We start from the raw sequence: 13,372 nt of genomic DNA, 5'->3' as shown, positions 1-13,372 counted from the left end.
CTTTTTGTTGTCTTGCCCGGCTTTGCGAAGCTTGGCACTAATGATCGATGAGCCAAATACCCCCTCGCCGTTCCTTAAATCTGCGCCGCTCGGTGCTGAGCGTGCCCGCCATCAATCTCCGGGCGCTCGAAAAAAGCCATTCGCTTGATTGCGATGCGGTTATTTTCGATCTGGAGGATTCCGTCTCGCCCGAGAAGAAGGGGCAAGCGCGGGAAAATCTGCGCGCCTTTTTTGCGGGGCCGCCGCTTGAAGGCAAGGAAAGGATCATTCGCATCAATTCTTTGTCATCCGAATTCGGTCCGGTGGACCTGGATCTGGTCAAGGCGCTTTTGCCCGATGCCATCCTCCTTCCCAAGGTGGAGGGACCTCGCGGTATTACCGATATAGGCGATCTGCTCGCCGATGCGGATGCGCCGGAGGAACTGCGCATCTGGGCGATGATCGAGACGCCGCGCGGCGTGCTGAATGCCGGGGCGATCGCCGAAGCCGGCCGGACGCCGGGCTCGCGGCTCGATTGCCTCGTCGTCGGCCTCAACGATCTGCGCAAGGAAACGGGCGTCTTGCCGCAGCCGGGACGAACCTATCTCGTGCCGTGGCTGATGCAGGTCGTCCTGGCGGTCAGCGCTTACGGGCTCGATGCGATCGACAGCGTCTTCAACGATTTCAGGGACGAGCAGGGTTTCGATGCCGAATGCCTGCAGGGCCGGGCCATGGGCTTTGCCGGCAAGATGCTGATCCATCCCACGCAGATCGAGCCCGCCAATCGGCATTTCGGCCCGGACCCGGCAGCGATTGCGGAAGCGGAGGCGATCATATCGGCTTTTGCCGATCCGGCTTCCGATGGCTTGAACGTCATCAATTCAGGCGGGCGGATGATCGAGCGGCTGCATCTTGTCCAAGCCGAAAGCCTGGTTCATAAAGCTCGCCTGATTTCTGCAAGAAAGCCCGCCTGATGAAACTTTACCGCTTCCTGACCGGTCCCGACGACGCTTCCTTCTGCCACAAGGTCACCGCCGCCCTCAACAAGGGCTGGTCGCTGGAGGGCTCGCCGACCTATGCCTTCAATGCCGCAACCGGCGCGATGCAGTGCGGCCAGGCGGTCGTCAAGACCGTCGAAGGCAAGGATTACCATCCCGAGATGAAGCTCTCCGAGCAGTAAGGTTTACAGCACCGAGCGATGCCGGTTTTTTCGGGCGATGCGTTAGCGCTCGGCGGCTTCCTCAGCGCTTGCCTCGATCCGCTCCATATCGTCGTCGCTCAGCCCGAAATGGTGGCCGATTTCGTGGATCAGGACGTGGGTGATGATATCGCCGAGCGTCTCGTCATTCTCGGCCCAGTAATCGAGAATGGGGCGCCGGTAGAGGCGGATGCGGTTCGGCATCTCGCCGGTTTCCACCGTGAAACGTTCGGAAATGCCCCTGCCTTCGAAAAGGCCGAGCAGATCGAAAGGGGTTTCCAACGCCATGTCCTCGAAAACATCGTCATCGGGGAAGTCTTCGATCTCGATCGTGAGGTTGGTCGTCAACCGGCGAAATTCATCCGGCAGATGGCTATAGGCCTCCATGGCCAGCGACTCGAAGGTGCTGATCGTCGGCGCATGGCGGTCCCGCCAATCATCGCTCTGGTCTATGCGGGCCATGAATATTCCTTCCTTTGCGGGCCCATATAGAACCTTTATCGCCGGTTTTCGAGTGCGGAATCAAAGGCAGGAATAAATTCATAGAAAATGGCCGTTGACTCTTCATTAGCTCTCTGGAATCTATAAGAACATAACAGGAACAAGACGGATTGGAGAACGCCATGGCGCAGCACGCCCTGGCGCGCGAGCGGCTTTTTGCGCTCCGCGAAACCATCGCCAGATTGGAGGGGAAGCCCGCGCCGGCGCTTGCGGCAGCGGAGCGGGAAGCCCTGGCGGACGGAGGCAAGACACGGCAGAGGCGCAGTCTGCCGCCCCTGGCGTTCGGGGTGGAATCGCTTGATGAGGCGCTGGAAGGCGGCCTGCCGCTCGATGCGATCACCGAATTCCGCTCCGCTCTGTCGCGTGATGCCGGTGCGGCAAGCGGGCTGGCGCTGGCCGTCGCCGCGCGGCTGCAGAGCCAAGAGGCGGATGCCGGCAGGCTTTCCCCGCTGCTCTGGATCGGCGATGCTGTCGGCACGCTGGAGGCCGGCCGTCCCTATGTTCCCGGGCTTCGGGATTTCGGGCTGAGCCCGGAGCGGTTTTTCCATGCCGCGCCGCGCAAGCTGGACGAGGCGCTCTGGCTGGTGGAGACCGCGGTGGAAAGCGCTGCCTTTTCGGCGGTCATCTTCGAAGTGCGAGGCAATCCCGCCCATTTCGGCCTGACCGAAAGCCGCAGGCTCAGTCTCAGGGCGCGTGCTGCCCGCCGTCCGCTCTTTCTTGTCCGCCAGGCCGGGGCGGAAGAGGCAAGCAGTGCGGCCTTCCGTCTGCATGTCGAGCCGGCGCCATCCGGTCTGCGGCCGTTGCCGGATGGATCGAAGCTTTCCGGCAGCATCGGCAATCCGATTTTCCGTCTCACGCTGGAGAAGGGGCGCAATCCGGCCCCGCTCTGCTTTTTTCTGGAGTGGAACCCCCATGGACGCGAATTTCTCCCCGTCGCCGAGCCAAACCTCCTTCGTTCTCCAGGCGAGCAGTCAGCGCATTCTGGCGCTCAGCTTTCCGCATCTGCCAACGGACCGCATCGCCCGCAGGCGATGGGGGCTCTCCTGGCGTTCGACAGGGCGTCCTGAGGCACCGCCTATCGTCTGTTCCGGCAAACTCAACAATGCCATGCGGCTGACGGCGCTGGACGAGTTGGCCGAAAGGCTGGGGCTGAAAAAGGACCAGGGCGTTGCCGAAGCGCGGGCCATGTACCCAATGCTCGAGGTCGCGGAAGAGGATCCGGCGGCCGACCGCCGGCTGCTGGAGGCCATTGCCGACTGGTGCGACCGTTATACGCCGCTGGTGGCGTTCGACGGCAAGGACGGCCTGTTTCTTGACATTAGCGGCTGCGCCCATCTCTTCGGTGGGGAAAAGCCGCTTCTCAAGGATGTGCTGTCGCGGCTTTTTCATATGGGAATCGATGCGCGCGGCGCCATCTCATCCTCGCCAGGCCTTTCCTGGGCCGCGTCGCGCTTCGGGCGAGGCGGCGTGATAGAGGATGAGGAGACGAAGCAGGTGCTGATGTCCTTGCCGGTGGCAGCCTTGCGGCTGGAAGGACAAACCGTCGATGCGCTGAAGAAGCTCGGCCTGAAATATATCGGCGACGTCATCGATGCACCGCGCGCGCCGCTGACCCGCCGGTTCGGCCCGGGACTGCTTCTGCGGCTCGACCAGGCGCTGGGACGTGAGGAGGAGCCGGTCTCGCCGCGGCGTCCGGTCGCCAGCCTCTCGGCCGAAAGCCGCCTGATCGAGCCCATCGGGACGGAAGAACAGATCCTTGCCGTCACGCGGCAGGTCGCCGTGTCGCTGCAGCCGTCGCTGGAGACGCGGGGGATCGGTGGACGGGTGTTCGAACTGGTGCTGTTCCGCGTCGACGGCAGGGTCTTTCGTATCTCCGTCGGTGCTTCGCAGCCGCTTCGTGAACCAAAATTCATTGCCGGGCTTTTTTCCGAGCGATTGCAGGCGGTTTATGACGATCTCGATGCCGGCTATGGTTTCGAAATCCTGCGGTTGAATGTGCTGCGGCATGATCCCTTCAACGAGGCCCAGGCGGATTTCGAGGGCGACCGTCAGGGCGAGATCTCGCTTTCTGTTTTCGTCGACCGGGTCTCGGCCCGGCTGGGTGCGGATTGCCTGCAAAGCTTCCAGCTCCGCGAGAGCCATGTGCCGGAACGCGCCGTCATCACGGTTCCCGTGATGGATGCTCTTCCCAGGCGGAAGGCGGCGCAGGGCATCCAGCTTCCTTTCCGCGAGGAGCGCCCGCTGCGGCTCTTCGCAACGCCGGAGCCGGTCGAGATCATGCTTGCCGAAGTGCCCGATGGTCCGCCGCAGATCTTCCGCTGGCGGCGCATGCAGCATCAGGTGGCAAGAAGCGAAGGGCCGGAACGGATCGCCATGGAGTGGTGGATCGATGGGGATGACGCCGAGGCGCGTGACTATTTCCGCATCGAGGACGAGGCCGGACATCGCTTCTGGATCTATCGTCGCGGTTTCTATGGCCGGGAACTCGATCCTCGCTGGTTCATGCACGGTGTGTTTGCATGAAAAGCGGGCCGGCATTTTTCGAGATCGGCGTGAGAACGAATTTTTCGTTTCTCGAGGGCGCCTCCAGTCCGGAAGAGATGGTCGTCCAGGCCGCTCATCTCCGGCTCGGCGGTCTCGGCATTGCGGACCGGAATTCGGTTGCCGGCGTCGTCAGGGCGCATGCGCAGGCGCTGCAGCTCGAGGAGAGATACAGGAACAGAGATGCGATCCTGGCCCAGGCGGAGAAGGACGGGAAAACGGAAAGGATTTTCGATCCCATCCGGATTCAGCCGGGCGCCCGTCTGGTCTTTTGCGACGACACGCCGGATATCCTCGCCTACCCGCGCAATCGGCGGGGCTGGGCAAATCTCTGCCGCCTTCTCAGCGCCGGCAATCTGAAGGAAGAAGCGGTCAAGGGAAGCTGCTTCCTGACGGAAGCCGAGCTCATGGAATGGGGAGACGAGATGATGCTCGCGCTTGTTCCCGATCGCACTCTTGTCGATCGTCAGTCAGGCCAGTCGGCGCTGGAAGATTATCTGGAACGGTTTCGCAGACGGTTCCGCAAGGATTTTTTCATGGCGCTGGCCCCGGCCTATGACGGCCGCGACCGGCAGGTCTTTGCGGTGCTTGCCATGCTTGCGGCGCGAAACCGCGTGCCGCTGATTGCGACCAACCAGCCACTTTACCATCATCCCGAACGCCGGCCGCTTTCGGATGTGGTGATCGCGATCCGGGAGCACGTGCAGATAGCGCAAGCCGGATTCCTGCTGGCGCCGAATGCCGAACGCTACCTTAAGGATTCACGTGAAATGGCCCGGATATTCCGGGACTATCCGGCTGCGATCGAAAATAGCCAGGCTTTCTTCGATAAGCTGACCTTTTCGCTGAAGGAATTGGAGCATAATTATCCGCCTGAAAACGATCCCGGCGAAACGCCGCAGGAGACGCTCGATAGGCTGACGAGGGCGGGAGCCGCAAGGCGCTATCCCGAGGGTGTGCCGTCCAAAGTGGCGCAGCAGATCGATTATGAACTGAAACTCATCGGCGATAAGAACTACGCCTCCTATTTCCTGACGGTTTACAGGATCATCCAGCACGCCCGTTATGACCTCAAGGTCTTGTGCCAGGGGCGCGGATCGGCGGCAAATTCGGTCATCTGCTATTGTCTCGAAATTACGGAAGTCGATCCTCAAAAGAGCACGCTGCTGTTCGACCGTTTCATTTCGATGGACCGCGACGAACCGCCGGATATCGATGTCGATTTCGAGCATGATCGGCGCGAAGAGGTCATCCAGTTCATCTACAGAACCTATAAGAGAGAACATGCCGGGCTGACGGCGGGGGTAACGACCTACCGTACCCGCTCGGCCGGCCGCGAGGTCGCCAAGGCCTTCGGACTGTCGGAAGATGTCCAGTCGGCGATCAGCAGTCTCGTCTGGGGCTGGTCGGAGGACAATCTTTCCGAGCGCGATGCCAAGGCGGCCGGCCTCGACATCAAGGATCCGGTCACCAGGAACGTGCTGAAATATGCCTCCGCGCTTCTCGGCTTCCCGCGCCACCTCACCCAGCATGTCGGCGGCTTCGTCATAACGCGGGACCGGCTCGACGAGGTGGTGCCGATCATGAAGACGGCCATGCCGGACCGCTACATGATCGAATGGGACAAGGACGATCTCGACAACGTCAAGATCCTCAAGGTGGATGTGCTGGCGCTCGGCATGCTGACCTGCCTGCGGAAGGGTTTTTCGCTGCTTGAACTGCATTACGGCGTGAAGAAGACGCTCGCCGATCTCGGCAACAGGGAACATGGGGACGAAGGCAGGCCGGTTTACGAGATGATGGGCCGGGCCGATACGCTTGGCGTCTTCCAGATCGAGAGCCGGGCGCAGATGAGCATGCTGCCGCGCCTGAAGCCGAAGCTGTTCTACGACCTCGTCATCGAGGTGGCGATCGTCCGGCCGGGCCCCATCCAGGGCGATATGGTGCATCCCTATCTGAAGCGCCGGGAGCAGCGGGCCAGGAATATCCCGATCGAATATCCAAGCGAGGAGCTGAAAACGGTTCTGGAAAGAACCCTCGGCGTGCCGCTGTTTCAGGAACAGGCGATGCAGATCGCCATTACCGCTGCAGGCTTTGCGCCTGCGGAAGCCGACAAGCTTCGCAGGGCGATGGCGACATTCAAGCGAACCGGCACGATCGGCAATTTCGAGACGAGGTTCATCGAGGGAATGGCCTCAAAGGGTTATGCTCGGGAATTCGCGCAGCAATGTTTCAACCAGATCAAAGGCTTCGGTGAATATGGCTTCCCTGAAAGCCATGCCGCCTCCTTTGCGCTGCTCGTCTATGCCTCCTCTTGGCTCAAGGCCTATTATCCCGACGTCTTCTGCGCGGCGATGCTGAATTCCCAGCCGATGGGGTTCTATGCGCCGGCGCAGCTGGTACGGGATGCACGCGAGCATGGGGTAAGGATCCTGCCGGTCGACATCAATGAATCCGATTGGGATTGCGGTCTGGAAGAGGCTGCTTTCGATCCGAATGCTGTCGATTTCCATCACCGTGAGATGCGCGGGATCATCAAGGCCCGGCATGCGGTGCGGCTCGGCTTTCGGCAGATCAAGGGCATCTCGGATAAGGAGATGGAGCTGCTCGTCAAACATCGAGGCAGAGGCTACGGTTCCGTTCGGGACCTCTGGCTGCGGTCCGGCCTGCAGAAATCCGTCATCGAGCGGCTGGCGGATGCCGATGCCTTCCAATCCCTCAAGCTATCGCGACGCGACGCGCTCTGGGCGGTGCGGGCCTTGGATGTGAAGAGCGCAGCCGAGGAGCTGCCGCTTTTCGAGCAGGTCCGTCATGTCGATCTCCAGGCTGAGCCGGCAACGAAGCTGCCGGACATGCTGCCGGGAGAGCAGGTCATCGAGGACTATCGTTATCTCTCGCTGTCGCTGAAGGCGCATCCGGTCTCCTTCCTGCGCGAGGAATTGCGGCATGCCGATGTGACGCGCAATGTCGATCTGTTGAAAGTCGCCAACGGCAGAAGGGTGACGATTGCGGGCCTGGTGCCGGTGCGCCAACGGCCGGGATCGGCCAAAGGCGTGATCTTCATGACGCTCGAGGATGAGACCGGCGTCGCCAATGCGATCGTCTGGCCGAAAATCTTCGACACATACCGCTCGGTTGTGATGGGCGCCCGGTTGGTGAAAATCCGCGGCAGGCTGCAAAGCCAGAGCGGCGTGATCCATACCGTCGTCGAGCAAATCGAGGACATGACGCCGGCGCTCGGCATCCTGCAGCGCGAGGCCCGGCGTTTCGGCGTCTGCGAGCGGGCAGACGAAGTGCTGAGCCCAGGTGTCGATCAGCGGCAGAAAAAGCTTGCACATGCACAGGAGAGAGCGGAGCTGGAAAAACGAATGGCGGCCACAGGCCGCAATTCCGGCATAGCGGAAACTGCCGAGGTGATGCCGCGCGGACGCAACTTCCATTAAAATGCGCCGCACCCGTCGGGATCCCGCGGCCCGCCTTCAGTTGCCTTATGGCGTCATCATCCTGGAAGCACTGGATAATCCCGGACGATATGCATCGGCTTGTCATTTGGACGCCGCATCCCATGAAGCGGTGCTCGAATTTTTTCTTGACAGCCACCATCTTCTTTAGCAGAAAACACGATAGTCAGTGTCATGTTTGGAAATGAAGACGTGCTTGTCTGCAGCTGCAACTATATAACCGACAAGGAAATCCGGGAGGTTATCACCAACCTTCTCGATGAAGACTGTTGGCAGCTTATCGTGCCGGCGAAGGTCTACCACGCCATGGAAAAACGCGGCCGCTGCTGCGGCTGCTTCCCCAACGTCGTCGACATCATCATCCAGACGACCGAGGAATATCACGCCCGTCGCCACTCGACGGAGACCGAAATATTTGATTTCATGTCACGCTTGAAACAATTCCATGAGGAAAACAGGAGAGCGGACATTGAAAGGCGACAAAAAAGTCATCGAGCGGCTTAACGAGGCGTTGTTCCTCGAGCTCGGGGCAGTCAATCAATATTGGGTACATTATCGTCTTCTTGAGGACTGGGGCTACACCAAGCTCGCCAAGAAGGAACGCGCCGAATCGATCGAAGAGATGCACCATGCCGACCGGCTTGTTGCACGCATCATTTTCCTTGAAGGCCACCCCAATCTGCAGACCCTTGCGCCTCTGCGCATCGGCCAGAACGTCAAGGAAGTGCTCGAGGCCGATCTTGCCGGCGAATACGACGCCCGCGCGGCCTACAAGAAATCGCGCGATATCTGTTACGAAGCCGGCGATTACGTTTCCATGAAACTCTTCGAAGAGCTGCTGATGGATGAGGAAGGCCATATCGACTTCCTCGAAACGCAGCTCGATCTGCTCGGGAAAATCGGCGAGAGCAAATACGGCCAGCTCAACGCCGATTCCGCCAACGAAGCCGAATAACATTCGAACGAATACCGGCCGCTCAGGCGGCCGGTATTCCATATCTGTATTATCAAACGAATCCGTCTCGATCAGTCTTCCCGCAACGCCGCCAGATGCTGGAACTCGGCCACCACTTGGTCGTAGACGCTGCGCTTGAAAGGGACGATCAGTCCCGGCAGTTCCTGCATCGGCTTCCATTCCCAGCAATCGAATTCCGGCTCGTGGCCGCCGGGCGGCGGGTTGATGGCGATCTCGCTGTCGTCGCCATCGAAGCGGAAAGCGAACCAGCGCTGCGTCTGGCCGCGGAATTTTCCTTTCAATCCGATGCCGATCAGCGCCGGCGGCAGATCATAGTTGATCCAGTCTGCCGCTTCGGCAAGCAGGGTCACCGTCTTGATGCCGGTCTCCTCGTAGAGCTCGCGATAGGCGGCGTCCAAGGGATCCTCGCCCTTGTCGATGCCGCCCTGCGGCATCTGCCAGAGCTGCGGCGAGCCGTCATACTCCGAATTGCCGTCGGGAATGCGCCGCCCGGCCCAAACCAGGCCATCGCGGTTCAGGATCATCACGCCGACGCAGGGGCGGTAGGGCAGGTCCTCGGCTTTTACGGTCGCCCGGCTCATCTTCTTCTCCGTTCAGGAATGGTCTCAGGGATTGCTTTTCACGGATTCTGGGGGTCGCTGGTCAGGGCGGCGACGCCGACGATCTCGATGCCGCGCATCGCAGCCTCCTCGCTCCATTTGGCGATGGCGTCGACGCTCTCATCGAAAGCCGAGGCGACACCGATCGCCTGGCCGTTCTTGCGGGCGATGCGCTCGAGTTCGTCGAGCTTCTTCAGAACGGCATTGATATCGAGTTGGCCGTCGAGTTGCAGGTCGGCGAAGGCGTAGGGCAGCTCGGTGCCCTTGGCGACCACCGCCGTCTTCGACTGCGCCGAGGTGCCGTCGTCGAGGAACAGCAGGCCGCGCTTGCCGATATCGCGCATCACCGGCTCCATGGCGGTGGAATCGGAGAGGAAACGGCCACCGAGATAGTTCATGATGCCGGTATAATTGGTGATTTCGCCCATCGCCTTGTGCAGGTTCTCGATGTTGCGGGCGACCGGCTTCGAGGTCAGCAGAGTTTCCGGACCCGGATCGTTCGCCGGATAATCAAACGGTTCGAGCGGCACTTGCAGCAGAATCTCATGGCCGCCGCGGCGGGCCTCCTGCATCCAGCGCTGCAGGCTGTTGCCGCTTGCGGCAAAGGCGAAGGTGATTTCTTCGGGCAATTCGGCGATGGCGCGCTGCGTCCCCGTCTGGCTGAGCCCGAGGCCGCTGACCACGATGGCGATGCGGACGCCGCGCGCGCCGGATGCGGGGCGGGCATATTGATCCATCGGCCGCCGGCCGTCGGGGCCGACGATCGGCAACCTGCCGAAAGGCGTTTCCTCGAGCAGCGCTTCATTCGGCTGGGCCGCCATGCGCGGATCCTGGCCGATCTGCATGGCATCGACCAGCACCGGCCCGCCGCCGTCGCGCGGGCGGGGGCTGTATTTGGTGACGACGGAGCCGTCGCCGGTGACCATCTGTTCGACGTTGGCGCCCGAGCGCGGTTCGGCGCGCGGCATGCCGTCCGCCGCCTGGTTGGCGCTCGCCGGTGGCTGAGGGGTATTGGAGGATGGCGTTGCGGCCTGTTCGGTGGCCGATGGCTTGGGGCGCTCAAGCCCATCGCCGCGAAACGCCGTATAGAGGGAAAAGCCGCCTATGGCGAAAAGACAAAGACTGGCTGCGATACGACCGAGGCGCAGAACACCCGGGCGCCGGCTGCCGGTTTTGCGGTTGCGGCCCAAAGGCGCATGCAGGTCCGTTCCCAATTTTTTACCCGCTCCAAAACCGGGAAACAGCAGAAAGGGTCAAGGCCGGACGAGGTGCCCGGCCTTGAGGTGATCATTACTTGGCGACGACGGCTTTGTCGGGGTTCGGCGGGAAGGACGGGTCGGTCTTCTTGCCGCGCAGCAGATCGAGCGCGTAGTTCAACTGCACGTCGTCCTTCGGATCCGGCGGCACATAGGCTACGGAGCCCGAACCTTCGTCGGTCTCGCTCTGGCCCTTGATGTGGCCGCGCAGGCTGGATTCGCCTTCGGTTACCATCTTGCCCTGCAGTTCCTCCGGCAGCGGCTCCTCGACCTTGATGTCGGGGGTGATGCCGGTGCCCTGGATCGAGCGGCCCGACGGCGTGTAGTAGAGCGCCGTGGTCAGGCGCAGCGCGCCGTTTTCGCCGAGCGGGATGATCGTCTGGACGGAGCCCTTACCGAAGGAGCGCGTGCCGAGAACGGTGGCGCGGCGCAGATCCTGAAGAGCGCCGGCGACGATTTCCGATGCGGAGGCCGAGCCACCGTTGATCAGCACGATCACCGGCTTGCCATCCGTCAGGTCGCCCGGGCCGGCATTGAAGCGGCGGGTTTCATCGGGATTGCGGCCGCGGGTCGACACGACTTCGCCGCGCTGCAGCAGCGCATCGGAGACGTTGATCGCCTGGTCGAGCAGACCGCCCGGATTGAGGCGCAGGTCGAGGACATAACCCTTCAGCTTGTCGGCCGGAACGGTGTCCTTGATCTTCTTGATCGCCTTTTCCATGTCGGGATAGGTCTTCTCGGTGAAGGAGATGATGCGGAGATAACCGACATCGTCCTCGACACGCGACTTGACGGCCTGGACGGCGACGACGTCACGGACGATCGTCAGCTCGATCGGCTTGTCGGCGCCCTTGCGGATCAGCGTCAGCTTGATCGGCGTGTTGACGGCGCCGCGCATCTTCTCGACGGCGTCCTCGAGCTTCAGGCCACGCACGGACTGGCCGTCGATCTCGGAGATGTAATCGCCGGCGAGAACACCGGCCTTGGCGGCGGGCGTATCGTCGATCGGGGTGATGACCTTGACGAGTTCGTCTTCCATGGTGACTTCGATGCCGAGGCCACCGAATTCACCCTTGGTCTGGGTGCGCATGTCCTCGGCGTCCTTCGCATTCATGTAGCTCGAATGCGGATCCAGCGAAGAGAGCATGCCGTTGATGGCGTTTTCGATCAGCTTGTCTTCGGCCGGCGGCGTCACATATTGGGCGCGCACACGCTCGAAGACGTCGCCGAACACCGAGAGTTCCTTGTAGGTGGAGGATCCGGCCGCTTCTGCCGGCACGCCCGCCGAGTAAATGACGCTCATGGCGGTCGCACCCATCAATGCGCCGACCAGAACAAGAGAAGCCCTACGAATCATTGCGTGCCTTTCCAGTGTCTTTGGCGGTCCACCACGGTCGGGAATCGACCGGTTTACCGTCCTTTCGAAATTCAATGTAAAGCGTTGGCCGGTCCGTTTCCAGCGCCAATGCAGTTGCGCTTGCCACTCTTTTCGCGCCCATCACGGCGAGCGGCTCGCCGGAGAAAACGAATTTTCCCTGACGGGTATTGATCGTGTCCATTCCCGAGAGAACCAAGTGGTAACCATCGCCGGTGTCCAGGATGATCATCTGGCCGTAACTGCGGAAAGCGCCGGCGAAAACCACCAGGCCATCGGCAGGCGCCGTCACCACCGTCTCCGGATTGGTGGCGACCGTCATTCCCATCGCCTCGTGGCCGGTGCCGTCGGCATCGCCGAACTGGCGCAGGATATCGCCGGCAACGGGCACCTCCAATTTCGCCTTCAATTCTCCGAAGGGATATGCGGGCGCAATGCGGTTTTTATCGGGCACACCACTGTCGGCCAAGGCCTTGGCCTGGGCGCGCTGCTCGTCCGTCATCAGCTTGCGGTTCTCCTCCGCCTGACGGGCGGCGGCGGCGGCATCGCGCACCGAAGCGATCTCGGATTCCATCGAGGCGACGAGACCTTCAAGGCTGGTCGCCTTGCCTGCCAGTTCCTCCGAGCGTTTTCTCTCGGCCTCGAGTTCGGCGGCGTTGCTGCGGCTGAGCTTGTCGTTTTCGGCAAGCAGCAGGTCCATGCGCCGCTCTTCCTCGATACTATCCGTCATCGTCGCGGTCAGGCCGGCCTTTTCGGCAGCGCTTGCGGCCTGCAAGGCGGCGAGGCTTGCCAGGTCGCCGGCAAGCTTGTCGGTCTCCTTGCGGATGCCGGGCACCACGGCGCCGAGCAGGATGGCGCTGCGCACCGAGGCGAGCGCGTCGTCAGGGGTGACGAGCAAAGCCGGCGGCGGGTTGCGGCCCATGCGCTGCAGCGCTGCCAGCACTTCTGCCAGCAGGCCGCGGCGCTCGTGCAGGGACCGGCGGATGCCATCCTCCTTGACGCCGAGATCGGCAAGCTTCTTCTCGCTTTCGAGGATCTGCTTGTCGAGCCCCTTGCGGCGGGCGGCGGACTCGATCAGCGCCTGACGGATGCTTTGCGTGTTTTTTTCCAGATCGGCGATGCTCTGCTGCAGCGCGCTCACTTTGTCGCTGGAAAGACTGATGGTTTTCGACAGGGTTTCGAGTTCGGCACGGGTCTTATCCCGTTTGGCGGCCAGTTCGGCGGCCGGATCAGGTGGGGGCGGCTCGGCTGCCGGCGGCGCCGATTGTGCCGCTTCAGGTGCGGCATCCTGCGCCCGGACGATGAAGGGATCTGCCGACACGGCAATCACCGCCGCACCGATACCGGCCGCGATAGCCGGCAGGATCATGCGGTGTCGCCTGGTGGATGCTCTCGTCATGCGTGTTGGGGCACTTTCTCAAATCGCGCGGAGACTAAGCTGATTTGGCGCGCTTTGCCAGAAAGTTCGAAGCACATCGGGCGGCCA

General features: G+C 61.8%; 11 protein-coding genes and 1 pseudogene. 7 read left to right on the top strand and 5 right to left on the bottom strand.

Features of this window, described 5'->3' with window-relative positions; genetic code table 11:
* Positions 1–47 precede the first annotated feature (47 nt).
* Both AMK05_RS22065 and AMK05_RS22060 read left to right on the top strand, forming a co-directional pair.
* Positions 48–953: an HpcH/HpaI aldolase/citrate lyase family protein gene (locus AMK05_RS22065; protein ID WP_064841178.1), complete on the top strand. Its 906-nt coding sequence runs from the start codon at positions 48–50 to the stop codon at positions 951–953.
* Positions 953–1,159 (top strand): DUF1737 domain-containing protein, encoded by a 207-nt coding sequence (locus AMK05_RS22060; RefSeq protein WP_064841176.1) that lies wholly within the window; start codon positions 953–955, stop codon positions 1,157–1,159. The genes AMK05_RS22065 and AMK05_RS22060 overlap by 1 nt, the downstream gene beginning before the upstream one ends.
* Before the next feature lie 42 nt (positions 1,160–1,201).
* Here AMK05_RS22060 and AMK05_RS22055 read toward each other — a convergent pair whose 3' ends face one another.
* Positions 1,202–1,639, bottom strand: coding sequence for a metallopeptidase family protein (locus tag AMK05_RS22055; RefSeq protein ID WP_064841175.1), 438 nt, complete (start codon positions 1,637–1,639; stop codon positions 1,202–1,204).
* A 161-nt stretch (positions 1,640–1,800) separates the two neighbouring features.
* Between AMK05_RS22055 and AMK05_RS35620 the strand changes: the two genes are divergently transcribed.
* The 5 genes and pseudogenes from AMK05_RS35620 to bfr all read left to right on the top strand — a co-directional run bounded on the left by AMK05_RS35620 (position 1,801) and on the right by bfr (position 8,635).
* Positions 1,801–2,745, top strand: a complete 945-nt coding sequence (locus AMK05_RS35620) for an ImuA family protein (RefSeq protein ID WP_064841173.1) — start codon at positions 1,801–1,803, stop codon at positions 2,743–2,745.
* A gap of 40 nt (positions 2,746–2,785) precedes the next feature.
* Complete coding sequence (locus tag AMK05_RS22045; protein WP_064841172.1) at positions 2,786–4,201, top strand: Y-family DNA polymerase; 1,416 nt, start codon at positions 2,786–2,788, stop codon at positions 4,199–4,201.
* A complete protein-coding gene (locus AMK05_RS22040) occupies positions 4,198–7,662 on the top strand; it encodes an error-prone DNA polymerase (RefSeq protein WP_064841170.1) in 3,465 nt (1,154 codons plus the stop codon). Before AMK05_RS22045 ends, AMK05_RS22040 begins: the two co-directional genes overlap by 4 nt.
* 122 nt (positions 7,663–7,784) lie before the next feature.
* Positions 7,785–8,184, top strand: a pseudogene (locus AMK05_RS33540) ((2Fe-2S)-binding protein).
* Complete coding sequence (bfr, locus tag AMK05_RS22030) at positions 8,150–8,635, top strand: bacterioferritin (RefSeq protein WP_064841167.1); 486 nt, start codon at positions 8,150–8,152, stop codon at positions 8,633–8,635. Before AMK05_RS33540 ends, bfr begins: the two are co-directional and overlap by 35 nt.
* A gap of 71 nt (positions 8,636–8,706) precedes the next feature.
* Here bfr and AMK05_RS22025 read toward each other — a convergent pair whose 3' ends face one another.
* From AMK05_RS22025 to AMK05_RS22010, 4 genes are all read right to left on the bottom strand, one after another.
* Positions 8,707–9,237, bottom strand: coding sequence for an RNA pyrophosphohydrolase (locus AMK05_RS22025; RefSeq protein WP_064841166.1), 531 nt, complete (start codon positions 9,235–9,237; stop codon positions 8,707–8,709).
* Positions 9,238–9,275: 38 nt separating this feature from the next.
* Positions 9,276–10,469 (bottom strand): divergent polysaccharide deacetylase family protein, encoded by a 1,194-nt coding sequence (locus tag AMK05_RS22020; protein WP_064841165.1) that lies wholly within the window; start codon positions 10,467–10,469, stop codon positions 9,276–9,278.
* A 76-nt stretch (positions 10,470–10,545) separates the two neighbouring features.
* Complete coding sequence (locus tag AMK05_RS22015) at positions 10,546–11,868, bottom strand: S41 family peptidase (RefSeq protein WP_064841163.1); 1,323 nt, start codon at positions 11,866–11,868, stop codon at positions 10,546–10,548.
* The gene (locus tag AMK05_RS22010) at positions 11,858–13,255 is read right to left on the bottom strand and encodes a murein hydrolase activator EnvC family protein (protein WP_064841162.1); all 1,398 of its coding nucleotides are present in this window, start codon (positions 13,253–13,255) and stop codon (positions 11,858–11,860) included. Before AMK05_RS22010 ends, AMK05_RS22015 begins: the two co-directional genes overlap by 11 nt.
* Positions 13,256–13,372: the final 117 nt, after the last annotated feature.

This window comes from Rhizobium sp. N324 (assembly GCF_001664485.1).
GTDB lineage: Bacteria > Pseudomonadota > Alphaproteobacteria > Rhizobiales > Rhizobiaceae > Rhizobium.
Note: the sequence above shows the minus strand (reverse complement) of the source record. Positions and strands in the feature narration are given on the sequence as shown.